This window comes from Rhizobium sp. CF080, from assembly GCF_000282095.2.
GTDB lineage: Bacteria > Pseudomonadota > Alphaproteobacteria > Rhizobiales > Rhizobiaceae > Neorhizobium.
In genome coordinates, this window is the sequence record NZ_AKKC02000016.1 from 282062 (window position 1) to 307202 (window position 25141).

General features: G+C 62.5%; 27 protein-coding genes. 16 read left to right on the plus strand and 11 right to left on the minus strand.

Annotation, left to right across the window (positions count from 1 at the left end):
- Positions 1–100 precede the first annotated feature (100 nt).
- The 3 genes from PMI07_RS31635 to PMI07_RS31645 all read right to left on the minus strand — a co-directional run bounded on the left by PMI07_RS31635 (position 101) and on the right by PMI07_RS31645 (position 2389).
- Positions 101–466: a hypothetical protein gene (locus tag PMI07_RS31635; protein ID WP_037088761.1), complete on the minus strand. Its 366-nt coding sequence runs from the start codon at positions 464–466 to the stop codon at positions 101–103.
- A 147-nt stretch (positions 467–613) separates the two neighbouring features.
- Entirely contained in the window at positions 614–1222 is a 609-nt protein-coding gene (locus tag PMI07_RS31640; RefSeq protein WP_007771428.1) for an N-acetyltransferase, read from the minus strand.
- Positions 1223–1627: 405 nt separating this feature from the next.
- Positions 1628–2389 (minus strand): SDR family oxidoreductase, encoded by a 762-nt coding sequence (locus PMI07_RS31645; RefSeq protein ID WP_024164342.1) that lies wholly within the window; start codon positions 2387–2389, stop codon positions 1628–1630.
- Between the two features lie 157 nt (positions 2390–2546).
- Here PMI07_RS31645 and PMI07_RS31650 point away from each other — a divergent pair, with 157 nt between their 5' ends.
- On the plus strand, positions 2547–3146 hold the full coding sequence (locus tag PMI07_RS31650) for a TetR/AcrR family transcriptional regulator (RefSeq protein ID WP_007771623.1): 600 nt from the start codon (positions 2547–2549) through the stop codon (positions 3144–3146).
- A gap of 94 nt (positions 3147–3240) precedes the next feature.
- Here PMI07_RS31650 and gmk read toward each other — a convergent pair whose 3' ends face one another.
- The 5 genes from gmk to PMI07_RS31675 all read right to left on the minus strand — a co-directional run bounded on the left by gmk (position 3241) and on the right by PMI07_RS31675 (position 7829).
- Positions 3241–3921: a guanylate kinase gene (gene gmk / locus PMI07_RS31655; RefSeq protein ID WP_007771624.1), complete on the minus strand. Its 681-nt coding sequence runs from the start codon at positions 3919–3921 to the stop codon at positions 3241–3243.
- 3 nt (positions 3922–3924) lie between these two features.
- On the minus strand, positions 3925–4812 hold the full coding sequence (locus PMI07_RS31660; RefSeq protein ID WP_007771625.1) for a YicC/YloC family endoribonuclease: 888 nt from the start codon (positions 4810–4812) through the stop codon (positions 3925–3927).
- Between the two features lie 32 nt (positions 4813–4844).
- Positions 4845–6038, minus strand: coding sequence for an endolytic transglycosylase MltG (gene mltG / locus PMI07_RS31665; protein WP_007771626.1), 1194 nt, complete (start codon positions 6036–6038; stop codon positions 4845–4847).
- A gap of 162 nt (positions 6039–6200) precedes the next feature.
- Positions 6201–7463, minus strand: a complete 1263-nt coding sequence (gene fabF, locus PMI07_RS31670; RefSeq protein ID WP_007771627.1) for a beta-ketoacyl-ACP synthase II — start codon at positions 7461–7463, stop codon at positions 6201–6203.
- A gap of 129 nt (positions 7464–7592) precedes the next feature.
- Positions 7593–7829 (minus strand): acyl carrier protein, encoded by a 237-nt coding sequence (locus PMI07_RS31675; RefSeq protein ID WP_003502080.1) that lies wholly within the window; start codon positions 7827–7829, stop codon positions 7593–7595.
- Between PMI07_RS31675 and PMI07_RS35210 the strand changes: the two genes are divergently transcribed.
- Positions 7828–8142: a hypothetical protein gene (locus PMI07_RS35210; protein ID WP_155956709.1), complete on the plus strand. Its 315-nt coding sequence runs from the start codon at positions 7828–7830 to the stop codon at positions 8140–8142. The two genes, PMI07_RS31675 and PMI07_RS35210, sit on opposite strands and share 2 nt — an antisense overlap.
- Here the strand turns inward: PMI07_RS35210 and fabG are convergent.
- Together fabG and fabD are read right to left on the minus strand one after the other, a co-directional pair.
- Entirely contained in the window at positions 8117–8854 is a 738-nt protein-coding gene (gene fabG / locus PMI07_RS31680) for a 3-oxoacyl-[acyl-carrier-protein] reductase (protein ID WP_007771628.1), read from the minus strand. The genes PMI07_RS35210 and fabG overlap by 26 nt on opposite strands.
- Before the next feature lie 28 nt (positions 8855–8882).
- On the minus strand, positions 8883–9830 hold the full coding sequence (gene fabD / locus PMI07_RS31685; RefSeq protein ID WP_007771629.1) for an ACP S-malonyltransferase: 948 nt from the start codon (positions 9828–9830) through the stop codon (positions 8883–8885).
- Positions 9831–9995: 165 nt separating this feature from the next.
- On the opposite strand from fabD, the gene PMI07_RS31690 reads away from it, so the two are divergent.
- Both PMI07_RS31690 and PMI07_RS31695 read left to right on the plus strand, forming a co-directional pair.
- Positions 9996–11042 (plus strand): aldo/keto reductase, encoded by a 1047-nt coding sequence (locus tag PMI07_RS31690; RefSeq protein WP_007771630.1) that lies wholly within the window; start codon positions 9996–9998, stop codon positions 11040–11042.
- A 191-nt stretch (positions 11043–11233) separates the two neighbouring features.
- Positions 11234–12172, plus strand: a complete 939-nt coding sequence (locus PMI07_RS31695; RefSeq protein ID WP_037088763.1) for a hypothetical protein — start codon at positions 11234–11236, stop codon at positions 12170–12172.
- Positions 12173–12266: 94 nt separating this feature from the next.
- Here the strand turns inward: PMI07_RS31695 and PMI07_RS31700 are convergent, their stop codons facing one another.
- Positions 12267–13814, minus strand: coding sequence for a peroxidase family protein (locus PMI07_RS31700; RefSeq protein WP_007771632.1), 1548 nt, complete (start codon positions 13812–13814; stop codon positions 12267–12269).
- A 478-nt stretch (positions 13815–14292) separates the two neighbouring features.
- Here PMI07_RS31700 and rpsF point away from each other — a divergent pair, with 478 nt between their 5' ends.
- The 12 genes from rpsF to purF all read left to right on the plus strand — a co-directional run bounded on the left by rpsF (position 14293) and on the right by purF (position 24923).
- A complete protein-coding gene (gene rpsF, locus PMI07_RS31705) occupies positions 14293–14772 on the plus strand; it encodes a 30S ribosomal protein S6 (protein ID WP_007771633.1) in 480 nt (159 codons plus the stop codon).
- 22 nt (positions 14773–14794) lie between these two features.
- Complete coding sequence (gene rpsR, locus PMI07_RS31710) at positions 14795–15049, plus strand: 30S ribosomal protein S18 (protein WP_007771634.1); 255 nt, start codon at positions 14795–14797, stop codon at positions 15047–15049.
- Between the two features lie 159 nt (positions 15050–15208).
- Positions 15209–16198 carry a hypothetical protein gene (locus PMI07_RS31715; protein WP_007771635.1) on the plus strand — a complete coding sequence of 330 codons (990 nt, stop codon included), beginning with the start codon at positions 15209–15211 and terminating at the stop codon, positions 16196–16198.
- 18 nt (positions 16199–16216) lie between these two features.
- Entirely contained in the window at positions 16217–16792 is a 576-nt protein-coding gene (rplI, locus tag PMI07_RS31720) for a 50S ribosomal protein L9 (RefSeq protein ID WP_007771636.1), read from the plus strand.
- Positions 16793–17047: 255 nt separating this feature from the next.
- Positions 17048–18544 (plus strand): replicative DNA helicase, encoded by a 1497-nt coding sequence (locus PMI07_RS31725; protein WP_024164343.1) that lies wholly within the window; start codon positions 17048–17050, stop codon positions 18542–18544.
- 358 nt (positions 18545–18902) lie between these two features.
- On the plus strand, positions 18903–19265 hold the full coding sequence (locus PMI07_RS31730; RefSeq protein WP_007762472.1) for a hypothetical protein: 363 nt from the start codon (positions 18903–18905) through the stop codon (positions 19263–19265).
- A gap of 113 nt (positions 19266–19378) precedes the next feature.
- Entirely contained in the window at positions 19379–20545 is a 1167-nt protein-coding gene (alr, locus tag PMI07_RS31735; RefSeq protein WP_007762475.1) for an alanine racemase, read from the plus strand.
- Between the two features lie 66 nt (positions 20546–20611).
- On the plus strand, positions 20612–20869 hold the full coding sequence (locus PMI07_RS31740; RefSeq protein WP_007762477.1) for a type II toxin-antitoxin system ParD family antitoxin: 258 nt from the start codon (positions 20612–20614) through the stop codon (positions 20867–20869).
- A gap of 47 nt (positions 20870–20916) precedes the next feature.
- Positions 20917–21162: a type II toxin-antitoxin system RelE/ParE family toxin gene (locus tag PMI07_RS31745; protein WP_245277268.1), complete on the plus strand. Its 246-nt coding sequence runs from the start codon at positions 20917–20919 to the stop codon at positions 21160–21162.
- A gap of 8 nt (positions 21163–21170) precedes the next feature.
- Positions 21171–22574: a DNA repair protein RadA gene (gene radA, locus PMI07_RS31750; protein WP_024164344.1), complete on the plus strand. Its 1404-nt coding sequence runs from the start codon at positions 21171–21173 to the stop codon at positions 22572–22574.
- A 103-nt stretch (positions 22575–22677) separates the two neighbouring features.
- Positions 22678–23265, plus strand: a complete 588-nt coding sequence (locus PMI07_RS31755; RefSeq protein ID WP_007758009.1) for a CvpA family protein — start codon at positions 22678–22680, stop codon at positions 23263–23265.
- Positions 23266–23420: 155 nt separating this feature from the next.
- Positions 23421–24923 (plus strand): amidophosphoribosyltransferase, encoded by a 1503-nt coding sequence (gene purF / locus PMI07_RS31760; RefSeq protein WP_007758008.1) that lies wholly within the window; start codon positions 23421–23423, stop codon positions 24921–24923.
- Positions 24924–25141 lie beyond the last annotated feature (218 nt).

The window sequence follows — 25141 nt, forward strand, 5'->3', positions numbered from 1 at the left end:
GCAAACAAACACAGAAGCGGAAATCCGTCAAGCATTCCGGCCAGTCTCATACGACCGCTCTTGGCGCTCTTGCGTCATGACGCCAATCGGCCCATTGCGATCATCGGCTGTACTTGACAACGTATTCGCCGGCGATTGGCCCGCTAGTCCAAGGGCCAACATCGTAACCCGCTTCAAGGCTGTTGATCTGCTTCTGAACTGCACCCTCCAACTCATCTTGCAGTGATTGATATCGTTCGATGACGCCGAACTCCGACCATGGTGATCGATTGAACCCATGCTCGAAGTGGTTGTAATAGATTACAACTTCGCCAATCAATGCGACAACCCAGCAAGGGCCGTAGCCCTTCAGCTCCCACTCTTCAGGCATCCGCTTAATAGCGTCCCAAAACTTACGCTGTTTGAACGACATGCGGCTCCAACCATCATTGATGTGGTCCCAAAGTCTTTCTTCTGGGAAACGCATGATCGTCTTCTGTCGTTATGCGGTCGATTTATAGCTTCCTAGGGCTTCTGGAAGGACTTGGCAACGTCCACAATTTGGCGCTTTGCCGCCGCTCGTCGCTGTCGGCCCTAAGTGGACTAGCGCTGTCGCACCGATCTGCAGGTAGTGTCAGGAATTCCGCGACAGCTCCTTGACCATAAGTATCCACTCTCCCGGTTCATCCGATCCTGGAAACGGAAAGAACGGGCGTCTGTCCCATTCCGTGAAGCCACTTTTCCGATAAAGGCCATACGCCCTCGGGTTGAAGCTGCCGACCAACAGTGTCAGACAATCGTTTCCCGCTGACCGTGCCAAGCTCTCCGCTTCCACCAGTAGCGATTTGCCGAAGCCCTTGCTCTGATGTTCAGGATAGATGGCGGCGGCGGACATGTACCACGTCCCGGCGGCCATCGCTTTCAGCTCATTCAATGGCGTCACGACTTTGATGGTTGCGGCCGGGCCGGATACCTCGGGAATAATGTAACCGTTCAAAGCTCCGGCGATTTGGCCGTGATGTTCGGCAACGCGCCAGTTCTTGAAGTGGGTAAAATGGCTTTCGTCATTGCGGATGACGTTCCGGCCGATCTCATAGGCCGATTGGCCGGGAGCGGCCATCTGCGCCCACAGGAATGACGTCAGGCGGCGTGTCGCCATATCTGCGAGAAGAACAAGATGGGCGCAATCCTCCTGGGTCGCGGACCGAAAGGTTATGGGCGGAGGAACAGGCGTTGAGAGCATATTTTCTCCAAAGGGTTCGACAGGTTCAGACAACAAAAAACCCGCCGACCGAGAGGTTGGCAAGTTGCGGAAAATCCTGGGATGGTACAGAGGTCTATCCCTCCATGAACTTTCGCCATCGCAGTTTCATCACGCCGCCCTGCATCGTCCCGCAGCGTCGGCGTCGGAGGATGTTTTTCGGGGCGCATGGTCATAAGTCGATCATGAGTTGGATGACTTCCGGCGTCAACTACGCACGAGGGAGTTGTCGCAACGGCCGGTGTTGGCGCTTTCAGGCCGGAAGTTACGTCACCCGTCGGCCATTGCGGCCGTGGGCGGTCGCAAGCGTGATCCCTGAACTTCGTTCGAAGCTCAGGGACTCGCGCCCGATCCGGATTTCGGAGCCGGAGCGTTGGGCTTCGGCGCTCAGATTCCAATACCACCGGCCACGTTGACGGTCTCACCGGTGATGTAGCCGGCGTGTGGTCCGGCCAGGAAGCAGATGGTTTCGGCCACCTCTTCGAGGGTTGCAATGCGACGGATCGGATGCATGTCGAGGATGGCGTCACGGTTCGGAAGCTCGCCGGCAACCTCCGCCGCCATGTCCGTCGGCATGATGCCCGGCTGCACGACGTTCACGGTGATATCGCGGGGGCCAAGGTCGCGCGCGATGCCCTTCGCATAGCCGGCGAGCGCCCACTTCGTTCCGGCATAGTCGGCGACACCCGAGAAAGGCACGACTGAGCCGAGGCGAGAGCCGACGAAGATGATCCGGCCGCCATCGGTCAGCCTGGGCGCTGCCGCGCGGGTGTTGGCGATCGTGCCCAGGACGTTGACCTGCCATTGGCGGTTATAGTTGTCCCAGTCGAGTTCCGGATCGTCCACCATCTGACCCTGGATGGCGATGCCGGCATTGTTCACGAGGATGTCGAGCCTGCCAAATTCCGCCATCACCGTGTCGATCAGCGGCTTTGCGGAAGAAAGGTCGGCCTGGTCGCTCTTGACCGCAATCGCGCGAACGCCCTTTGCCCTGAGCTTCTCCACGACGGCTTTCGCCTTGTCGGCCGAGGCCGCGTAGCTGATCGCCACATCTGCTCCATGATCGGCGAACGCTTCCGCCGTCGCGGCACCAAGGCCGCGCGAACCGCCCGTAATAAGGACGACCTTCCCCTTGAATATGTTGGACATGAGTATCCTTTCCTAGTTCGACGAGGGCTCCCGCTCGATCCTGCCGAGCGGGAGCTCAATTTCGTAACGTACGTTACGATAACGATCGGTATGGAATTTGACAGAACCAGTCAAGGGGTTTAGTAACGATCATTACGAAAATGACAGGGCAGAGTTGATGGGACGCCATCGCGAATTCGATGTGGAGAAGGCGCTCGACGCCGCGTTATGCGTCTTCTGGCGCAAGGGCTATGAAGGTGCCTCCTATGCCGACCTGACGGAGGCGGCGGGTGTCGAAAGACCGGCCCTCTATTCCGCGTTCGGCAACAAGGAAGCGCTCTTCCGCAAGGTCTTGGCACGCTACTACGAGCGCTATGTGGACTATCTTCCCGCCGCACTCCAGCTCCCGACGGCGCGCGAGGTCGCGGCGCGCGCTCTCCAGGGCGCAATCGACCTCACCACCCGTTATCCCGAGCATACGGGATGCCTCGCCATCCAGGGGGTCCTGGCGGGATCCGACGAAGCGGAGCCTGTCCGGCAGGCCCTGATAGAGGCGCGCGCCGAAGGCGAGGCGCAGCTTCGCAAACGCTTCGAGCGGGCAAGGGCCGAGGGCGACCTGCCGGAGACGGCAAGGCCCGACACGCTTGCGGCATTCCTGATGGCCGTTCTTCACGGCATGGCGGTGCAGGCCAAGGCCGGCTTCAGTCGCGACACGCTGGAGGCCGTCGCCGAGCAAGCGCTCGCTACCTGGCCCGCGGGCAAGTCCACGCCGTCCTGAACGTCAGGACGGATTGTGCGCCCGTGCGTTGGCATATACCGAACTTGAGCCGCTGAATCGGCAGCGAGCAAGCCCCCACCACCAGCCCCAGCCCTTAGAGCTTCGGCTCTTCCGTCAGCAGTTCGCTCACAAAATCGAACAACCCATGGCGGCGGTCGCGGCGGATGCGTTCGGCGTTGACGATGCAGCTGACATGCCCGAAAGCTTCGTCGAGATCGTCGTTGACGATGACGTAGTCGTATTCCCGCCAGTGCTCGATCTCGGCGCGGGAATTCAGGAGCCTGGTGCGGATCACCTCTTCCGAGTCCTCGGCGCGGCGGTGCAGGCGAGACTGCAGTTCGGTCATGGTCGGCGGCAGCACGAAGATCGAGACGACGTCCGCCGCCATCTTTTCCTGCAGCTGCCGGGCGCCCTGCCAGTCGATGTCGAACAGCATGTCGCGGCCTTCGCCCATCGCCTGTTCGACCGGCTCGCGCGGCGTGCCGTAGAAATTGCCGTGCACTTCGGCCCATTCCAGCAGGTCGCCGGCATCACGCATCTTCTCGAACTGCGGCACGGTGATGAAATGATAGTGCTTATCCGCGATCTCGCTCGGGCGCTTGGCCCGCGTGGTGACGCTGATCGAGATTTCGAGGCTGCGATCCGCGTCCAAAAGATTGCGGGCGATCGTCGACTTGCCGGCGCCCGATGGCGAGGAGAGAACCAGCATCAGCCCGCGACGGGCGATCTTCACCGGCGAGGACGGCTTGCCCTGAGACGATGGGGCCGGGTTCATGTCTTACTCCAGATTCTGGACCTGTTCGCGGAACTGGTCGATGACGACTTTCAATTCGATGCCGGCGGAAGTGACCGCCGCCGAATTGGACTTCGAACAGATAGTATTAGATTCCCGGTTAAATTCCTGTGCAAGGAAATCGAGCCGGCGCCCCACCGGACCGCCCTTGTCGATGAGGTCGCCGGCGGCCACCACATGGGCCTTCAGCCGGTCGATCTCTTCGCGCAGGTCCGCCTTGGTCGCGAGCAATGCGGCTTCCGCATGCAGCCGGTCGCGGTCGAGCGTCGGCGCCTCCTGGAGCAGCGCTGCGAGCTGCAAGGAGAGCTTGCGGGCAATCTCTTCCGGCGTGCGGGAACGATCGGCTTCGACGATTCCCACGAGTTCGGCGATCCGGGCGACCTGGCTCCTGAGCACGGCGGCAAGCGCGGTCCCCTCGCCTTCGCGCATCCGCTGAAGATGGCCGATCGCCTCGTCGAGGCTTGCGAGGATCGCGGCATCGCGGGCGGCGACCGTCTCTGCGTCCTCCTCGGCCTCGCGGATGTCGACCAGGCCGCGAATGCCCATCAGCGTGTCGAGCCTGAGCGGCGACGGATCGACGAGGTCGCCGAGTTCGGCGCGCAGCGCCAGAACCGCTGCCAGCGCATCGCGGTTCAGCACCGCCTCCACCTTGGTTTCGGCAACGGTGAGGGTCAGCGTCGCCTGCAGGTTGCCACGGGAGAACTTCTCCGTGATCAGCCGGCGAACATCCGGCTCCAGCCGTTCGAGACCGGGCGGCAGGCGCAGGCGCATATCGAGGCCCTTGCCGTTCACCGAGCGCAGTTCCCAGGCATAGCGGTTGCGCCCGCTGGTGCCTTCGCTGCGGGCAAAACCCGTCATGGACTGCAGGGTCATCGGTCTCTCCAGGTACGCTTTAAAGGAAGCGGTCAGTTGCTCTTCGGCGGCTTTTCCGCTTCGTCGCCATCCGGCTGGCCGTCCACCACTTCGGGATTGGAGGCGCGCTCGGATTCCATTCTGCGCCAACGGCGGACATTGGCGTTGTGTTCCTCGAGGGTTGCTGCGAACACATGCCCACCGGTGCCGTCGGCCACGAAATAGAGGTCCTTGGTCCGCCAGGGATTGGCAACCGCCTGCAGCGCCGCACGGCCGGGATTGGCGATCGGCGTCGGCGGCAGGCCCTTGATCTGGTAGGTGTTATAGGGCGTCGGCTTGACGAGGTCGGACTTGAAGATCGGCCGGTCGGAGGGTTTTCCCTCGCCGCCGAAGATGCCGTAGACGATCGTCGGGTCCGATTGCAGGCGCATGCCGCGCTGCAGCCGATTGATGAAGACGGAGGCCACATGGGCGCGTTCGTCTTCCTTGCCGGTCTCCTTCTCGACAATCGAGGCGAGTACGACGAATTCTTCCTTGGTCTTGACCGGCAGGTCCGGATCGCGGCGTTCCCAGATCTGGTCAACCATCTTCTGCTGCGCGATGCGCATCTGCTGGATGATGTCGGCGCGCTTGCTGCCGCGCGAGAACTTGTAGGTATCGGGCCTCAGGCTTCCCTCGGCCGGGAGCTCGGCCGGCAGGTCGCCTTCGAGTACCGTATCCTCGGCAAGCCGCAGCATCATCTGGCGCACGGTCAGGCCTTCCGGCAGCACGACCGAATAGAGTATCGACTTGCCCTCTTCCAGCACGCCCATGACGTCCTTCATCGAAGCGCGGGCCTTGATCTCGTATTCGCCGGCCTTCAGCGTGTCGCCCTTGCGCAGGTAGGTCGCGGTCACGTACCGGAAAACGCGCGCATCGGAGATGATGCCGTTGCGTTCGAGATTGGTGGCGATTTCCGAAAGCCCGTTGCCGGGCCGGACCATGAAATGGGTGTTGGCTTCCAGCGGGCCGGGCTTCTGGAAAGCCGAGATCATGTAGTAGAAGCCGGCAATCCCGATCACGCAGAGAACCACGACCATGGTCATCACGAAATTCAGGAAGATGACGACCTGGCTGCGCGCCTTCCTGGAACGGCGGGGCGGTTCCGGCACGCGTTCGGGCTTCAGGGCCTCGTTCGGCGATTTCGGAATAATCGGCCCTCTGCCATTGCCGGGCGGCAGTTCACTGACATGATTCGTATCGTTCAACCGCGCCCCCCGGGGTTAACGCCCCCCTACAGACTCAAAGACTTGCAACCTGCTGTTTGGCCAACCAATGCGGCGAAAAACAGGTCCAGAAGATGATACGAGCCGGCTCGCGAGTCCAGCCGGCATGTGTTTCGGGGTTCGAAACGATCAGGCCCCGAAAAATTAGGCGTCGTAGCGGCGCAGCACGAGGGATGCATTGGTGCCGCCGAAACCGAAGGAGTTCGATAGCGCCACGTTGATCTCGCGCTTGCGCGCCGTGAACGGCACGAGGTCAATCGCCGTCTCGACGTCGGGATTGTCGAGGTTGAGCGTCGGGGGCGCGATGTTGTCGCGGATGGCGAGTGCCGAGAAGATCGCCTCAACCGCACCGGCCGCTCCGAGAAGATGGCCGATCGCCGACTTGGTCGACGACATCGAGATCCTCGAAGCCGCATTGCCGACCAGGCGCTCGACCGCGCCGAGCTCGATCGTGTCGGCCATGGTCGAAGTGCCGTGGGCGTTGATGTAGTCGATGTCGGCGGCCGCGATACCCGCGCGCTTCAGCGCCGCGGTCATGCAACGGAATGCGCCGTCGCCGTCTTCCGAAGGCGCGGTGATGTGATAGGCATCGCCGGAAAGCCCGTAACCGACCACTTCGGCATAGATCTTGGCGCCGCGCGCCTTGGCATGTTCCAGCTCTTCCAGAACCACGATGCCGGCGCCTTCGCCCATGACGAAACCGTCGCGGTCGCGGTCATAGGGGCGCGAGGCCCTTTGCGGATCGTCGTTGTGCTGGGTGGACAGCGCCTTGCAGGCGGCAAAACCGGCGAGCGATATGCGGCAGATCGGCGATTCCGCGCCGCCGGCGACCATCACCTCGGCGTCGCCGAAGGCGATCATCCGGGCCGCGTCGCCGATCGCGTGCGCGCCGGTGGAACAGGCCGTCACGACCGCATGGTTGGGCCCACGCAGCTTGTGGCGGATCGACACCTGGCCGGAAACCAGGTTGATCAGACGGCCGGGAATGAAGAAGGGCGAAATGCGGCGCGGGCCCTTGTCGCGCAGGGTGTAGCCTGCCTCGACGATGCCTTCGAGGCCGCCGATGCCCGAACCGATCAGCACGCCGGTGGCGATCTGGTCCTCGTCGGTCTTCGGATGCCAGCCGGCATCCTCGAGCGCCATGTCGGCGGCGGCCATGCCGTAGATGATGAAGGGATCGACCTTGCGCTGTTCCTTCGGCTCCATCCACTGGTCGACGTTGAACGTGCCATCGGAACCGTCGCCGACAGGAATGCGGCAGGCGATCTTTGCGGGAAGGTCTTCGACCTCGAATTCAGTGACGACGCGGGCGGCATTGCCGCCGGCCAGTAGCCGCGACCAGCTGATTTCCGTTCCGCATCCGAGAGGAGATACCATGCCGGTACCGGTGATAACGACCCGTCTCATCGCCAGTGCCCTACCCTATATTCTTTTCTCAATGTCAGGACCCCAGGCCCCAATTGCTGAAACGGCCCGAACAAGCGGGCCGTTTGCGGGATCTGCCTTGCGGCGTCATCCCCTATATCGTCTGATCGATCAGGCCTGGGCCTTCTCGATGAACTTCACAGCGTCGCCGACGGTCAGGATGGAATCCGCAGCGTCGTCGGGGATTTCAACGCCGAATTCTTCCTCGAAAGCCATGACCAGTTCGACGGTGTCGAGCGAGTCCGCACCGAGATCGTCGATGAAGCTTGCGCCTTCGACGACTTTGTCGGCATCGACGCCGAGGTGGTCAATAACAATTTTCTTCACGCGTTCTGCGATATCGCTCATGTCGGTTTCCTCGACCTTTGTCTTTATCGAATGCCCGAATGGCATCCGCACCCTGTTAAAAACCTGCGACCGCCGCTTGTTCAGCGCCGATGCGGGCAAACCCGTTCTCCCCTTTTCAGGTTCCGATCCTATCGCTTTCACGCAATATGACGGCCTGCATTTCAGGGTGACCATTCACAGTCATGGCCCGCTTAACATGGTTTCCGTGTTCAGCAAAGCCAGAATTTGTTCCATTGCACAGCTGCCAACAACCGATTGCAACGTGTTTTTCCGAAGCCTGGCCTCGATCAGATCATCGCCATGCCGCCGTTGACATGCAGGGTCTGGCCGGTGACGTAACCCGCCTCGCTGGAGGCGAGATAAAGAACCGCAGAGGCGATGTCCGAACCGGCGCCCATGCGCTTCATCGGAATGGCGCCAAGGATCGCTTCCTTCTGCTTGTCGTTCAGCTTGCCGGTCATGGCGCTGTCGATGAAGCCCGGCGCGACGCAGTTGACCGTCACGTTGCGGGTGGCGATTTCCTGGGCGAGCGACTTCGAAAAACCGATCATGCCGGCCTTGGAGGCGCAGTAATTGGTCTGGCCCGGATTGCCGGTGACGCCGACCACCGAGGTGATGTTGATGATGCGGCCGTAACGGCGACGCATCATTGGATGGGTGAGCTCGCGGGTCAGACGGAAGACGGCCGTCAGGTTGACTTCGAGGACCGCATCCCAGTCCTCGTCGCTCATGCGCACGAACAGGCCGTCCTTGGTGATACCGGCATTGTTGACGAGGATGTCGACGCCTTCGAGCTCAGCCTCGGCCTTCTCGCCGAGCGCCTTCACCTCGGCGCGGTCCGACAGGTTGGCCGGGAAGATTTTTACGCGTTCGCCGAGTTCGGCGGCGAGCGCCTCGAGCTTCTCGACGCGCGTGCCGTGCAGGCCGACGGTGGCGCCCTGCTTGTGGAGCATCCGGGCGATCTCTTCGCCGAGCCCGCCGGTTGCGCCCGTCACCAATGCCTTGCGGCCGGTCAAATCAAACATGATCGTGTTCCTTCGCGTGTCTTTGGTTTCAGCCGAGAATGGCTGTGAGCGCGGCTTCGATATCGGCCGGCGTGTTGACGGCAATGCCGGAGATATTCTTGTCGATGCGGCGGGCAAGGCCGGTCAGCACTTTTCCCGAGCCGATCTCGTAAAGGGTGGTGATGCCGTTGGCGCCGAACCATTCCACCGTCTCGCGCCAGCGCACCTGGCCGGTCACCTGGGTGACGAGCAGCTTGGCGATCTCGTCGGCGTCGTAGACCGGCACCGCCCGGACGTTTGCGACGACCGGCACGACCGGGTTGTTCTTCTCCACCTTGTCGAGCGCGTGGCGCATGGCGTCGGCGGCCGGTGCCATCAGGTCGCTGTGGAAGGGTGCGGAGACCGGCAGCATGATGGCGCGCTTGGCGCCCTTTTCTGTCGCAAGCGCAGCCGCCTTTTCGACAGCCGCCTTGGAGCCGGAGATGACCAGCTGGCCGCCGCCATTGTCGTTGGCGATCTGGCAGACGCCGGCATCGCGCGCTGTATTGCAGATGGCGTCGACGTCACCGTGTTCGAGGCCGATGATTGCCGCCATAGCGCCCTGCCCGACCGGAACCGCCGACTGCATCGCATCGCCGCGGATGCGCAGCAGGCGTGCCGTATCGGCCAGCGAGAACGTGCCGGCGGCACACAGCGCCGAATATTCGCCGAGCGAATGACCGGCGACGAAGGCGACCTTGTCGGCGAGCTTCAGGCCGCGCGCTTCCATGACCCGGACCGCCGCGACCGAAACCGCCATCAGCGCCGGCTGCGCATTGGCGGTCAGCGTCAGCGTTTCTTCCGGGCCGTTCCACATGATTTCGGAGAGTTTCTGGCCGAGCGCCTCGTCGACTTCATCGAAGACGGCACGGGCTTCGGGAAAAGCCTCCGCCAGATCCTTGCCCATGCCGACGGCCTGGCTGCCCTGGCCGGGGAACGTGAATGCGATCGTGCTCATGGGGATGATTTCCTTCCCTTATGTTTTGCCTTTCCATTCACATTCCGGCCCGGAGAGTCAAGGGCAGCACGGTTTTCGGGACCGTTTACGTCCCGTTGTCCCCTTGCGCTTCGTCAAATCCCGCTTAGAGTGCCGCCGACTTTTTGAGGACGGGATCTCATTTCCATGAAGTATAGGAAACTCGGCCGCACGGATTTTTCCGTGTCGGAAATCTGCCTTGGCACCATGACCTGGGGCACCCAGAACTCGGAGGCCGAAGCCCACGAGCAGATGGACCACGCGTTCGAGAACGGCATCAATTTCTTCGACACCGCCGAACTCTATCCGACAACGCCGGCAGGTCCCGCCACCTATGGCCGGACCGAGGAATATATCGGCACCTGGCTGAAGAAGAATGCAGCCAAGCGCAAGGACCTGATCCTCGCCACGAAGATCGCCGGCGGTGGCCGTCCGCATATCCGCGAGGGTCGCGAGATCGAGGCCGCCACCATCCGCCAGGCGGTTGATGCCAGCCTTGCACGCCTGCAGACCGATTATCTCGATCTCTACCAGATCCACTGGCCGAACCGCGGCACCTTCCATTTCCGCAATTCCTGGACCTTCGACGTTTCGAAGCAGGACCGCGACAAGGCGGCGGCCGAAATCGCCGAAATCCTCGAAACGCTCGGCGAACTGGTGAAGGAAGGCAAGCTGCGCGCCGTCGGCCTTTCCAACGAAAGCGCCTGGGGGGCAATGAAATACCTGCGCCTGTCGGAGAAAAAAGGCCTGCCGCGCATCGCCTCGCTGCAGAACGAATACAATCTCCTCTACCGGCATTTCGATCTCGACCTCGCCGAGGTCGCCCATCACGAGGATGTCGGGCTGATGGCCTATTCGCCGCTCGCCGCCGGCCTCCTCACCGGCAAGTACCAGAACGGCGCAAGGCCGGAAGGGTCCCGCGCGACGATCAACACGGATCTCGGCGGCCGCCTGACGCCCTACCAGGAGCCGGCGGTGAAGGCCTATATCGGGGTCGCCGAAAAGCACGGCCTCGACCCGGCCCAGATGGCGCTCGCCTTCTGCCTGTCGCGCCCCTTCATGGCCGCGGCCATCATCGGCGCGACGTCGATGGCCCAGCTGAAGCACGACATGGCGGCTGCGGAACTTAAGCTGTCGGACGAGGTGATGAAGGACATCGCCGAGGTCCATCGGCAGTGGCCGATGCCGCTCTGATCCGGCGATCTTCGCGTTTGGTTCGAGGGATGCTCTGCAGACGCAAAGCATCCCTTTTTCTTTACGAAGCGCTTACCGCGCAAAGCGATGCCGCTGTCTTGCGGCCCTCGGCTCCTATAATCTGTTCTCAATCAATGTCCGGTATGATGGCGGCATATGAAAGACGGGACCTGCGGCCTCTGACGGGCCGCATGCCGGAGGACGGAGCCATCACCAGCATCACCAACTCGTTCTACCGGAACTCCAATGCGGGCGCCTATGCCTCGCTGCTGTTTTCCGGTTCGTCCATTTCGGCGAGCCCGTCGTCAGGTAGCAGCCAGGGTTTCACCTCCGGCAGCGCGGGCGGCATCGAGCCCGACACGCAGGGGCCGGCGCAGCGGGCGTTGGCGCGGATCGTCGAGATCCTCGCGCTCGGCAACGCCGACGACACGTCCGAGGTGAGTGTCAGCGAGAGCCTCGGCTATATCACCCACGCTTCCGGCAGCGAAGGCGACGACAGCCTGACGATGACCGGCCGGGCCGTCTACAATGTCGATAGCGGCGCCGGTGACGATACGTTGAAAATCAAGACCGCCTCGCTCTCAGGCGTCGATGCCGGCGAAGGCGCCGACAAGATCGAGGCGAAGGCAGACCTTTTGCGCGCGATAGACGGCGGCGCAGGCAAGGACGACATCCAGCTTGCAGGAAAGCTGGCGATGGAGATTTCGGGCGGCGACGGTGCCGACAGCATCCGGATCTCGGCCGAGACGATGACCGGCATCGATGGCGGCGACGGCGACGATACGCTCTATCTCGAAGGACGCCGCATCTTTGCCTCCGGCGGCGCCGGCAACGACACCGTGACCATCCACCAGACGGGCAAACCGGCCGGCAGGGGCGTCGTCGAATACACGTTCGGCAAGAATGGCGGCCAGGACACGATCGCTTCCGACGGGCCGATCTCGCTGCGGTTCGACGGCTATTTCGAGAAGGACGTCAGCATTTCCGTCAAGGACAACGTGCTGACCGCCTCTTTCAAGGGTTCGGACGACAAGATCACGGTGACGCTCGACGAGAAGGCGCTGAAGGGCAGTGCCCTCACTTATGGCTTCTCCTTCGACAGGGGACAATCGATCCTCAAGATCGGCTGATCCAACCTCCCAAGCAAAAGCATGCCCTCCCTGGGGACATTATTGGGGATATCGCCGGTTTTCCCGGCGATATCTGATGGTTATGTCCGACAGTTCATTCCGTCGGCGGTGCCGCGGGCTCGACGACGGGTTCGGGAACCGGCACCGGTGCCGGGCGGAACGGTGCGGCATCGACCGGCAGGCCCGACAGGCGGATGATGGTCGGAAGCCCCCATTTGCGGCCGTTGACCTGTTCATCGGCATTGAGGCCAGGCTGACCGGCTGCCGTCAGGTCTACCTCGACGCTGTCGAGCAGTTCGTCCTTGTCCGGTGTCCATCCGGGTTCCAGATTGAAGAACGACAGCGGATCGCCCTTCAGCAGCCCTGCGAACGTCGCCGCGACGATGATCGAGCCGAGCGTTCCCAGCCGATCGCCGGCCCCGCCGACGGTCAGCGTCGAGCCCTCGACCTGGGCATCGAACTCTGCCTCCCGCAGGATGTAGTACCAGAGGGCCTCCCGCTCATCCTCGTTGATCCTGATGACCGGAATGTCGAGCAGCTTGGCGACCTCGATCGCCGACGGCAGCTGCATCCTGACGCCGCGTACCAGATTGCGGGCGGCAAGCACGTTGAGGATCTTGGTGTTGTCGCCCGGCTTGTCGGGATCCTCCGGCAGTTCGCGCAGCGCATTCGCCAGCACGCCGTCGAATTTGCGGGCGACCTGCGGGAATGTCGGCCGGACCGAGGACGACATCCTGAGGAACCAGTCCCACTGCACGACACGGTCCGGGTGCAGCGCGCGAAACCCTCTGAGGTCCTCGGCATTGAACTTGAAGGTCGGCGTGAAGACGCCGACGCCCTTGGCGAAATTCGTCTGGTAACCGTTGCGCACCAGCGAGTGCCCGAACCGATAGGCGGCGACCGAAAACTCCAGCGGCATGAACGGATTGTTCTTCCAGTCATAGACGTCTTCGTAGCCGAGCTCCCAGGAGGTTCGCCCGTTGCCGGCGTCGCGATCCTTGCGAAGCGCCCGCTTGTGGACGGAGGGATCGCAGATGCGGGCCATGTAGTCATGCCAGATAATCCACTGGTAGAGCCGCCGCAGCGTCTTCCGTGCCGCCTCGAAGGCCTTCCTGGACGACATGCCCTTCTTGACCGCCGCCTTGACGAGCGTGTTATGGGCCAGAAGGAAGGCCAGGTGCAGCTGGGCGACGATGGCGTTCTCATCATTGCGCGGGTCGCCGATCAGAGCGGTATCCTGGCCTGCGGCGCGCGGAAGATCCTTGAACGGCGTGCCGGCGATCTCGCCGATCCGAAAACAGCCCGGCGCCGCCTTGTCGTAGAGATAGGGCTGCGCATCAGGCCCCTGTCCGTAGATGCAATCGAGATCGAGCCGCGGCGTCCGGAAGTTATGAAGCCGGTTCGGATCGAGCTCCGCCTCGCTGAGCGGCGTCGTGTCCAGCGTCAGGTCATGGTCGATGAACTGACCGAAATAGACGTAACCGGACGGAAGTTTGGAGTCGCCCGCAGGCGGCGCCGTCGTATCGACCATCTTGGTCGCGACGAAATTCATGAAATAGGCTTCGAGCGCAGCAGCACTACCTATCCCTGCGCCTGTAAAACCGGTTGTATCCGGCTCCCAGCCCGGAAGCTCGGGAAACAACCGCCCGAAACCTCCTTGGTAAAATCGAGAACGTGGCGCGGTTACTTCAAAGTTCTTCTCTCCATGATGCATAACAAATTCCCCTCCACCTTGGTTGAATACCCTCCAGCATTTTTCCCGCGGCAGACTATACTCCAATTACTCGCATTTTCAACCTTTATGACTGTTAACTCTACCTTAAGTATAATTTAGGCATCGCTAATTGAATACATTCGAGGAACCACCCTTGCCTTCTCTTCAAAAATCCGTATAAGCGCGCTGTTCGCAACACCCGGTCTTCTGGCTGGTGGCTGAACGGAGGGCAGGTTTGCCGAAAGGCAAGCCGCAGGGACCATAGGGTCCAAGCCTCCCGTGTCTCCGCTCTCGACCGTCTCGATACAACACTTTTCTTGGGTACGGGTTTCCCCGTTCAGGAGCTGTCGTTGAGGCTTAGCCGCCGAGGTCCGGGTAGACAACCGCAAGAAAAGGCAAAGCTTACATGGCTCTTTACGAACACGTATTCCTTGCCCGGCAGGATATGTCCGCTCAGCAGGTTGATGCCCTCGTCGAACAGTACAAGGGCGTCATCGAAGCTAACGGCGGCAAAGTCGGGCGCATTGAAAACTGGGGCCTCAAGTCCCTCACCTACCGCATCGCCAAGAACCGCAAGGCTCATTACGCGCTGATGGACATCGACGCACCGGCTCCGGCCGTGCATGAGATGGAACGCCAGATGCGCATCAACGAAGACGTTCTCCGCTACATGACGATCGCCGTCGAGAAGCATGAAGAAGGTCCGTCCGCGATGATGCAGAAGCGCGACCGTGACGACCGTCCGCGCCGCGATGGCGACGACCGCGGCCCGCGCCGCGAATTCGGCGACCGTCCTCCGCGCCGCGAAGGCGGCTTCGGCGACCGTCCGGACCGTGGTCCGCGTGAAGGCGGCTTCGAGCGCCGTCCGCGCGAAGACCGTGCGTAATAGAGGCTAAGGAGAAAAGACCATGGCTGACGTATCATCATCCTCCTCCCAGGCACGCCGTCCGTTCCATCGCCGCCGCAAGACCTGCCCGTTCTCGGGTGCCAATGCGCCGAAGATCGACTACAAGGACGTACGCCTCCTGCAGCGCTACATTTCCGAGCGCGGCAAGATCGTTCCGTCGCGCATCACGGCCGTTTCCCAGAAGAAGCAGCGCGAACTCGCCCAGGCGATCAAGCGCGCCCGCTTCCTCGGCCTGCTGCCCTACGTAGTAGCATAATTCAGAACACCGGACCCGCTGATCAAAAGTCAGCGGGTTCATCCCTTCCGCGATGGGCGCGGATCGGAACCTCTAAAACCCCATGTTGGGGATGAAGCGCCTGAGAGATCGATTCAGGACTTGTCCCCTAACTGCTTCCAAAAGCAGGACAGCGAGACCGTGACGAACAAGTTACAGACAGTGCTGCCGACCGGCATTCTTGCCGGCATTGCCGCCACCCTGCTCGTGCTGGGTGCGAATGCGCAGCTGTCTTTTGCGTCCCTGCTTTACGCCGCCTCCTCGCTTCCGATCTTCATTGCCGGCCTCGGCTGGGGCAATCGCGCCGCGACCATCGGCATCGTGACGGCCGGCGTCCTCGGCGCCATCCTCGTCTCGCCGATGTTTGCGGTCGCCATGGCGGTGTTCACGCTGATCCCGGCGGGCTGGCTTTCGCATCTCGCGAACCTCGCGCGTCCCGCCTCCGAACTCGGCGGCCCGGACAACCTGATGGCCTGGTACCCGATCTCGGATATCCTCCTGCATCTGTGCGGCCTGGTGACGATCGCCGTCATCGCGCTCGGAGTGGCGATCGGCTACGGCCCGGAACTCACCGACCGGATGGTCGACGCGATGACCGCGGCCCTGCAGGCCCAGGAACCTGCCTTTACGCCGGAACCGGCGGGCATGGCGCAGACCAAGGCGCTTTTGGTTCTGATGCTGCCGCTCGTCCAGGGCGGCGTCTGGGTGGTGCTGCTGTTTGCCGCCTTCTACATCGCCGTGCGCATCGTCTCGCGTTCCGGCCGGGCGCTGCGTCCGCGCGAAGACATGCCGTCGGCGCTCCGGATGAACCGGCACGCGATCTTCATCTTCCTCGGCGGCATCGTGCTCGCTTTCCTGGGCGGCGTTCCGGCAATGATCGGCGCGACCATCTGCGGCACGTTCGGCGCCGGCTTCCTGATGGCGGGTTTCGCCTCCTTGCACTTCCGCAGCCTCGGCAAGGACTGGCGCATCCCGGCCCTCGTCCTCTGCTATCTCTCTTCCATGCTTGTCCTGCCGGCGATCGCGATCCTCATCCTGGGGCTTTCCGACACAAGGCGGACGATCGCGCTGACCCCGCTCAAAGCCGGCGCGAGCCCCGACAACAAGACTACCGACAACAAGATTGACTGATCGAAAGGAAACCTAACCATGCAAGTCATTCTGCTTGAACGCGTGCCGAAGCTCGGCCAGATGGGCGAAACCGTCAAGGTCCGCGACGGCTTTGCCCGTAACTACCTCCTGCCGCTCGGCAAGGCTCTCCGCTCCAACGAAGCCAACAAGAAGCGCTTCGAATCCGAGCGCGCCACGCTCGAAGCTCGCAACCTCGAGCGCAAGGGCGAAGCCCTGAAGGTCGCCGAAGTTCTCGACGGCAAGTCCTTCATCGTCGTGCGCGCCGCCGGCGAAACCGGCCAGCTCTACGGCTCGGTCGCTGCCCGCGACATCGTCGAGACTCTCGCTGCCGAAGGCTTCAACATCGGCCGCAACCAGGTCGACCTCAACACGCCGATCAAGGAAATCGGCCTGCACAAGGTCGTCCTGCACCTGCATGCGGAAGTCGAAGTTTCGGTTCAGCTGAACGTCGCCCGCTCGGCGGAAGAAGCTGAACGTCAGTCCCAGGGTGAAAGCCTCACCTCGGCCGACGCCATCTACGGCGTCGACGAAGATGCCCTGCGTCCGGAAGACTTCTTCGATCCGGAAGCCGACGGCGTCGGCGACGACGAATAATCGTCGTCTTTCCAAGTTTCAAAAAGCGCCCGGGCTGACAAGGTCCGGGCGTTTTTTTGTCTTTTTGCAACGTGTAGGATGAAGGCCTCGCGCCACCGATTCGCCGATTGCCACAGTCAAACGGATTCGTGCCGTTTTCCGTAAATTCGTAAGCAGCCTGTGAATCACTGTGTGTAGCGAACTGAATCATTTCAGGACGCCTCGCAACCCGTTAGAACCGACGGCTTGGCAGCAGGACAGGACGGACAAAAGACCATGAACGACGCAGTACGCAAGCTTGCCAATATCCAGCCGGCAGAGCCGCATTACCGCGAAGCCCCGAACAATATCGAGGCCGAGCAGGCTCTGCTCGGCGCGATCCTGGTCAATAACGACGCCTATTACCGCGTCTCCGACTTCCTGAAGCCTGTCCATCTCTACGAGCCCCTGCACCGCAAGATCTTCGAGGTCACCGGCGACATCATCCGCATGGGCAAGACCGCCAACCCGGTGACAATCAAGACCTTCCTGCCCGCCGACGACAAGGTCGGCGACCTGACGGTGGCGCAATATCTCGCCCGCCTTGCCTCCGAAGCCGTGTCGATCATCAATGCCGAGGACTACGGCCGGGCGATCTACGACCTGGCGCTGCGCCGCGCGCTGATCACCATCGGCGAGGACATGGTCAACATCGCCTTCGACGCGCCGCTCGACATGCCGCCGCAGACGCAGATCGAGGATACCGAGCGCCGGCTGTTCGAACTGGCCGAAAACGGCCGCTACGACGGCGGCTTCCAGTCGTTCAACGATGCGGTGGCGCTCGCCATCGACATGGCCGGGCAGGCCTTCGAGCGCGACGGCCACCTCTCCGGCATCTCGACCGGCATCATGTCGCTGGACGGCAAGATGGGCGGGTTGCAGCGCTCCGACTTGATCGTGCTTGCCGGGCGCCCCGGCATGGGCAAGACCTCGCTCGCCACCAACATCGCCTACAACATAGCCGCGTCCTACGAACCGGAAGTCCAGCCGGACGGTTCGTTCAAGGCCAAGAACGGCGGCGTCGTCGGCTTCTATTCGCTCGAAATGTCGGCCGAACAGCTCGCCACCCGTATCATCTCCGAGCAGACGGAAGTCTCCTCGTCAAAAATCCGCCGCGGCGACATCACCGAGGCGGATTTCGAAAAGCTCGTCGCCTGCAGCCAGATGATGCAGAAGGTGCCTCTTTTCATCGACCAGACCGGCGGCATCTCGATCGCCCAGCTTTCCGCCCGCGCCCGCCGCCTGAAGCGCCAGCGCGGCCTCGATTGCCTGGTGGTCGACTATATCCAACTGATGACCGGTTCCGGAAAATCCGGCGAAAACCGCGTCCAGGAAATCACCCAGATCACCACCGGCCTGAAAGCGCTCGGCAAGGAATTGAACGTGCCGATCATCGCGCTGTCGCAGCTCTCGCGCCAGGTCGAAAGCCGCGACGACAAACGCCCGCAGCTCTCCGACCTTCGCGAATCGGGCTCGATCGAGCAGGACGCCGACGTGGTGCTATTCGTGTTCCGCGAGGAATATTACGTCAAGAACATGGAGCCCCGCGACATCGCCGACCCGAAATATCCGGAATGGGAGGCGCTGATGGACAAGGTCAAGGGCACGGCGGACGTGATCATCGCCAAGCAGCGCCACGGACCGACCGGCACCGTCAAGCTCGCCTTCCAGTCCGAATACACCCGCTTCGCCGATTTGGCCGACCCGAGCTTTACGCAGTACGAAGAGCATTGATCGGGGCGTTTACCCATCATCCCTAGCTCTCTCCCCGCATGAGGGAGGGCGATCGCATATGGGATGCGAGGCGGTGCGTGGAGCCCCTCCCCCTTGTGGGGGTCCGCAGGACGGGTTGAGACGAGTGGCTCAACCCAGGCAGGGTTGGGGAAGGGTCTTCGCTCCGCATCAAAACCCCTCCGGCCTGCCGGCCACCCTCCCCACAAGGGGGAGGGTTGGGGGTGCCGTACCGCCCCACCTCCCATCTACGATAGCCTGCCGCTCGCAGGGAGAAGATGCCGGCAGGCCTGTGAGGGGCTTTCATCCGCAAGCAAAGGCGTTCATTCTCGTGTTCTCGCCGACACATGAGGCCGCGCCGATGACAACCGCAACAATCCGAATTCAGCGGGATGACGAAGCTGCGCTCCAAGGCGCCGCAGACGGCTTTCTCGCTGCCTGGAAAAACGGCAAAGCTCAGGAGCACGTCTTCAGCTTCTCCTCCCCCGAACAGCTTTTTACCGTCCTGACGCCGAAGCGCTGGACATTGATCGAGACGCTGCAGAGCCTTGGCCCCTCGACCTACCGCGCTTTGGCCACAGCCCTTTCCCGCGATGTGAAGCGGGTGCATGAGGATACGGCAGTCCTGATCGAATGGGGCCTTGTCGAGGTAAACGAAGACGGTCGGATCCACGTGCCCTACGAGGTCATCCATGCTGATTTCGATCTGCGCAGCGTCGCCTGACGGGTAGCGGCCCAAAAGATTGTGCAGCGCGAAGGATTTTCCCGGTGTGGTCTTTTTCCTGCCTTCGAAACCGGTAGGATCGCTGCAACCGTTCTCATGCCTCACGAGCCTACATGACCGATTTCGACAGCGAGCTTTCCTATCCCGACGACTTCGATATCGCGCCGGTCCGGCTGACGGTCGATCTCGGTGCGCTTGGCGACAACTGGCGGGAGATGGCGCGGCGTTCGGGCACTGCGCGGACGGCGGCCGTCGTCAAGGCCGATGCCTACGGGCTCGGGCTCGAGGATTGCGGCATCACGCTTTACGAGGCCGGCGCCCGGGATTTCTTCGTCGCCGTGGCGCGGGAAGGCGTGACGCTGCGTGCCTATGCGCCCGACGCGCGCATCTATGTTCTCTCCGGCATCTGGCCCGGCCAGGAGGCGATGTTCTTCGAACACGATCTGGTGCCGGTTCTGGCCTCGGAAGAACAGCTCGCCTTCTGGATGTCGGTGACATCGGAATATGGCGACCACCCCTGCGCGCTGCAGGTCGATACCGGCTTCAACCGGCTCGGCCTGCAGCTCGAGGATGCCATCGCCTTTGCCGACGACGTGTCGCGGCCGGCAAGCTTCTCGCCCGTCCTAGTGCTCTCGCATCTCCACAGCGGCGATACGCCCTCCTCGCCCCTCAACCAGAAACAGCTTGCGGCTTTCCGGAGGGTGGCGGAGGCTTTCGAAGGCATCGAGACAAGCCTCTCGGCCTCCGCCGGGATCTTTCTGGGGCCGGACTACCATTTCGATCTCACCCGTCCCGGCATCGCGCTTTACGGCGGCGAGGCGGTCGTCGGCGTGCCTAACCCGATGAAGCCGGTCGTCAAGGCGGAAGCCCGCATCATCCAGATCCGCGACGGGAAAAAGGGCGAGACCGTGAGCTATGGCGGCACCTATCAGCTTTCCCGCGACAGCCGGCTGGCGATCGTGTCTGCCGGTTATGCGGATGGCTACAAGCGCTCGCTCTCCGGTTCCGGCGTGCCGCTGCGCCAGACGGTCGCTGAGGGCGGCTTCGGCTTCGTCGCCGGCCGCAAGGTGCCGGTCATCGGCCGCATCACCATGGACCTGACGATCTTCGACGTCACCGACATCCCGGCATCCGACATCAACGCCGGCGACTATGTCGAGCTGTTCGGCCCGAACGTCGCCCTCGACGACGTCGCCCGCGCCGCCGGCACGATCGGCTACGAGCTGCTCACCAGCCTCGGCCTGCGCTACGAGCGGCGGTATATCTATCCCGACGAGTGACTGGCATCCGCTTGCCTCTTGGAAGCGGAAATTCCTCGTGCTATATGAGAACAAAAGGAGATCGAAATGACCGAGATCCATCTCAGCGAGAAACAGCAGGCGTTCATCGACGCCCAAGTCGAGGCCGGAGTCTACAAGGATGCCAACGAAGTCATCGCCGCCGGATTGCAACGGCTTGGGAGCGAAACAGAACTGCTGCAGCAAATGATTGCCGAGGCGGACGCTCAGTTCGAACGGGGGGAGTATCTGACCTTTACCACTGCCGATGCTCTGGCTGATTCCGTCATCGAGCGGGGGATGCGGCTATTAAACAGAAAGAGCTGATCTACTCTCCTCTCGCCGATCAGGATCTCCTCAATATCTTCCTTTATATCGCCGGCCACGATCCGGTCGCGGCGTCCCACTTTGTCCGCGACCTTGTGCGAAAGATGGAGTGGATCGCGTTGAGCGGCTTTCCGGGCGTTCCCCGTGACGAACTGTCACCGGGATTGAAGGCTCTCCCCTACCGCCGAAGATGCATCTACTTCCGTATGGACGAGAAGAGGGTGCGCATTCTCCGCGTCCTGCACGGCCACCAGAACGTCTCCCCCGACGATTTCACGACAAGCGAAACCTGAAATTCCCCATGGCAAAATCCAAGACCCAATTCGTGTGCCAGAACTGCGGCACGGTGCATAACCGCTGGGCCGGCAAGTGTGACGGCTGCGGCGAGTGGAACACCATTATCGAAGACGACCAGATGGGCGGCATCGGTGGAGGCCCCGGCAAGGTGCCGAAGAAGGGCCGTGCCGTGGCGCTCACCACCCTCTCCGGCGAGACGGAGGAGGCGCCGCGCATCTTCACCGGCATTTCCGAGCTCGACCGGGCGACCGGCGGCGGTTTCGTGCGCGGTTCCGCGGTGCTGGTCGGCGGCGATCCGGGCATCGGGAAGTCGACGCTTCTGATGCAGGCGGCGGCCGCCCTTTCCCGCCGCGGCCACCGGATCATCTATGTCTCGGGCGAAGAGGCGGTGGCACAGGTGCGACTGCGCGCCCAGCGGCTGGGTGCCGCCGATACCGAGGTGCTGCTCGCCGCCGAGACCAATGTCGAGGACATTCTCGCCACGATCGGCGAGGGCAAGCGCCCCGACCTCGTCATCATCGATTCGATCCAGACGCTGTGGAGCGATACGGCCGATTCGGCGCCCGGCACCGTCACCCAGGTGCGCACCGGCGTGCAGGCGATGATCCGGTTTGCGAAGCAGACCGGGGCGGCCATGGTCCTCGTCGGCCACGTCACCAAGGAAGGCCAGATCGCCGGCCCGCGCGTCGTCGAGCACATGGTCGATGCGGTCCTCTATTTCGAGGGCGACCGCGGCCACCATTACCGCATCCTGCGCACCGTCAAGAACCGATTCGGGCCGACCGACGAGATCGGCGTCTTCGAAATGTCCGACAAGGGGTTGCGCGAAGTCACCAATCCGTCCGAACTTTTCCTCGGCGAGCGCAACTCGAAATCGCCCGGCGCCGCCGTCTTCGCCGGCATGGAGGGCACGCGGCCGGTTCTCGTCGAAGTCCAGGCGCTGGTGGCGCCGACCTCGCTCGGCACGCCGCGCCGTGCCGTGGTCGGCTGGGATTCGTCGCGCCTGTCGATGATTCTCGCGGTGCTGGAGGCCCATTGCGGCGTCAAGCTCGGGCAGCACGATGTCTATCTCAACGTCGCGGGCGGCTACCGGATCACCGAGCCGGCGGCTGACCTTGCGGTCGCTTCCGCACTCGTATCATCGCTCGCCGGCCTTGCCCTGCCGGCCGATTGCGTCTATTTCGGCGAAATCAGCCTCTCGGGCGCGGTGCGGCCGGTTTCGCAGACCGCCCAACGCCTTAAGGAAGCTGAGAAACTTGGCTTTGCAGGCGCGATGCTGCCGGCCACGTCCACTGAGGTGCCGAAGGGTGCGAACGGACGCTGGGTGACGATCGAGGACCTGCCGGACCTGGTGTCACGCATCGCCGGTTCCGCTTCCAAGCTGAGGCAAACGCCGGAAGATGATTGATCTTCCGTTAACAAGCCCGCTGATGTATGACGGCTGCGGTAAGGCGGGGCGCCGGGCTAAAGCCGGCAAGTCTTGAAGTCGGCAAGTCTGGAGTAGATCATATATGCCCATCACGATTTTCGACGGTATTGTCATCGGTGTGACGCTGTTTTCCGCCGTGCTCGCCATGGTTCGCGGTTTTTCGCGAGAGGTGCTGTCGATCGCAAGCTGGGCGGGCTCGGTTGCCGCGGCCTATTACCTCTATCCGCTGGTCCTGCCCTATGTGAAGCCGCACCTGAGTGACGAGCGCATCGCGATCGCCGCATCCGCCGGCGCCATCTTCATCATCGCGCTGATCATCATCTCGTTCATCACCACGCGGATCGCCGATTTCATCATCGACAGCCGCATCGGCGCGCTCGACCGCACGCTCGGCTTCCTGTTCGGCGCCGCCCGCGGCATCCTGCTTCTGGTCGTGGCTGTCGCATTCTGGAACTGGCTGGTGGCCGCCAACGCCCAGCCGACCTGGGTGACGCAGGCGAAATCGAAGCCGTTCCTCGACACGCTGGTCGCGCGCCTCGAAGCCGTGCTGCCGGCCGATATCGAGCCGCAGATCCGCGCCCGCATCCTCGGCCGCGAGGCAGCGCCAACCGATGGCGCTCCGGCTCAGGATCAGCCCGCGGCAGACGACGCGCCTGCGACAAATAATTGACGTGATCTTGCGCTTGATGCAGCGCAAAACGTCACCATTTGTGGTAACATTCGCATCCAAGTGAAAAACAGGCTGGTTTCCGGGGAGATCCTCCCCCGGCCGGCCTTTCCATTTTTCCGACAGGGACAGGTTGTCCAAAGGGATAAGGGGCCAAGATGAATCAGCCGGTTTCCGAGACATTTGCCGCAGACAGCGTCAATGAATGGGATGGCGATACGCTGCATGAGGAATGCGGCGTATTCGGCATTCTCGGCCATCCCGAGGCTGCGACGCTGACGGCGCTCGGGCTGCACGCCTTGCAGCATCGTGGTCAGGAAGCGGCCGGCATCGTCTCCTTCGACGGGTTGCGCTTCCATTCGGAACGCCGCATGGGCCTCGTCGGCGACCATTACACCGATCCGGTCACGCTGGCCCGCCTGCCCGGCAATATCGCCATCGGCCATAACCGCTACTCGACCACCGGCGAAGTGGCGCTGCGCAACGTCCAGCCGCTGTTTGCCGAACTCGAAGTCGGCGGCATCGCGGTTGCCCATAACGGCAATTTCACCAACGGCCTGACGCTGCGCCGGCAGTTGATCGCCGGCGGCGCCATCTGTCAGTCGACCTCCGATACCGAAGTCGTCCTGCATCTCATCGCCCGCTCCCGTTATTCGTCGACGGCCGACCGGTTCATCGACGCGATCCGGCAGATGGAAGGCGGCTATTCGATGCTCGCCGTAACCCGCACCAAGCTGATCGCCGCGCGCGACCCCACCGGCATCCGCCCGCTGGTCATGGGCGAACTCGACGGCAAGCCGATCTTCGCGTCGGAAACCTGCGCGCTCGACATCATCGGCGCCAAATTCGTCCGCGACGTGGAGAATGGCGAAGTCATCATTTGCGAGATTCAGCCGGACGGTTCGATCTCGATCGACGCCCGCAAGGCCGGCAACGGCCAGCCGGAGCGGCTGTGCCTGTTCGAATACGTCTATTTCGCCCGTCCCGATTCCGTCGTCGGCGGCCGCAGCGTTTATGTCGCCCGCAAGAACATGGGCATCAATCTCGCCAAGGAAGCCCCGATCGACGCCGATGTCGTCGTGCCGGTGCCGGATGGCGGCACGCCGGCTGCCCTGGGTTACGCCCAGGAAAGCGGCATTCCGTTCGAATACGGCATCATCCGCAACCATTATGTCGGCCGCACCTTCATCGAGCCGACCCAGCAGATCCGCGCCTTCGGCGTCAAGCTCAAGCATTCCGCCAACCGGGCGATGATCGAGGGCAAGCGCGTCGTGCTGGTCGACGATTCGGTGGTGCGCGGCACCACCTCGCTGAAGATCGTGCGGATGATCCGCGATGCCGGCGCCAAGGAAGTGCATCTGCGCGTCGCCAGCCCGATGATCTATTATCCGGACTTCTACGGCATCGACACGCCGGATCGCGACAAGCTGCTCGCCAACCAATACGACAGCCTGGAAGCCATGTGCCAGTATATCGGCGCCGACTCGCTCGCATTCCTGTCGATCAACGGCCTCTATCGCGCCGTCGGCGGCGAAGACCGCAACAACGCCCGCCCGCAATTCACTGACCATTACTTCACCGGCGACTACCCCACCCGCCTGCTCGACAAAGACGGCGAGACGATGGGGCGCAAGGTTTCGGTTCTGGCCAGCAACGGCTGAGGGCTTGTGAAAGCACGGCCTCATACTCTGCCCTCATTCCTGTCCTTGTGACAGGAATCCAGCCACGGCGCGTCTGCGCCGTGAAAAGACTCTCCCGCGCGCAAGGACTTGCGCGCACTGGATCCCTGTGACAAGCACAGGGATGAGGGAGATTGAGGCCGGACTGGTGCAAAAAAGCAGCCGCCTCCTCCGCGAAGATCTATCGGCGCGCATTGCAT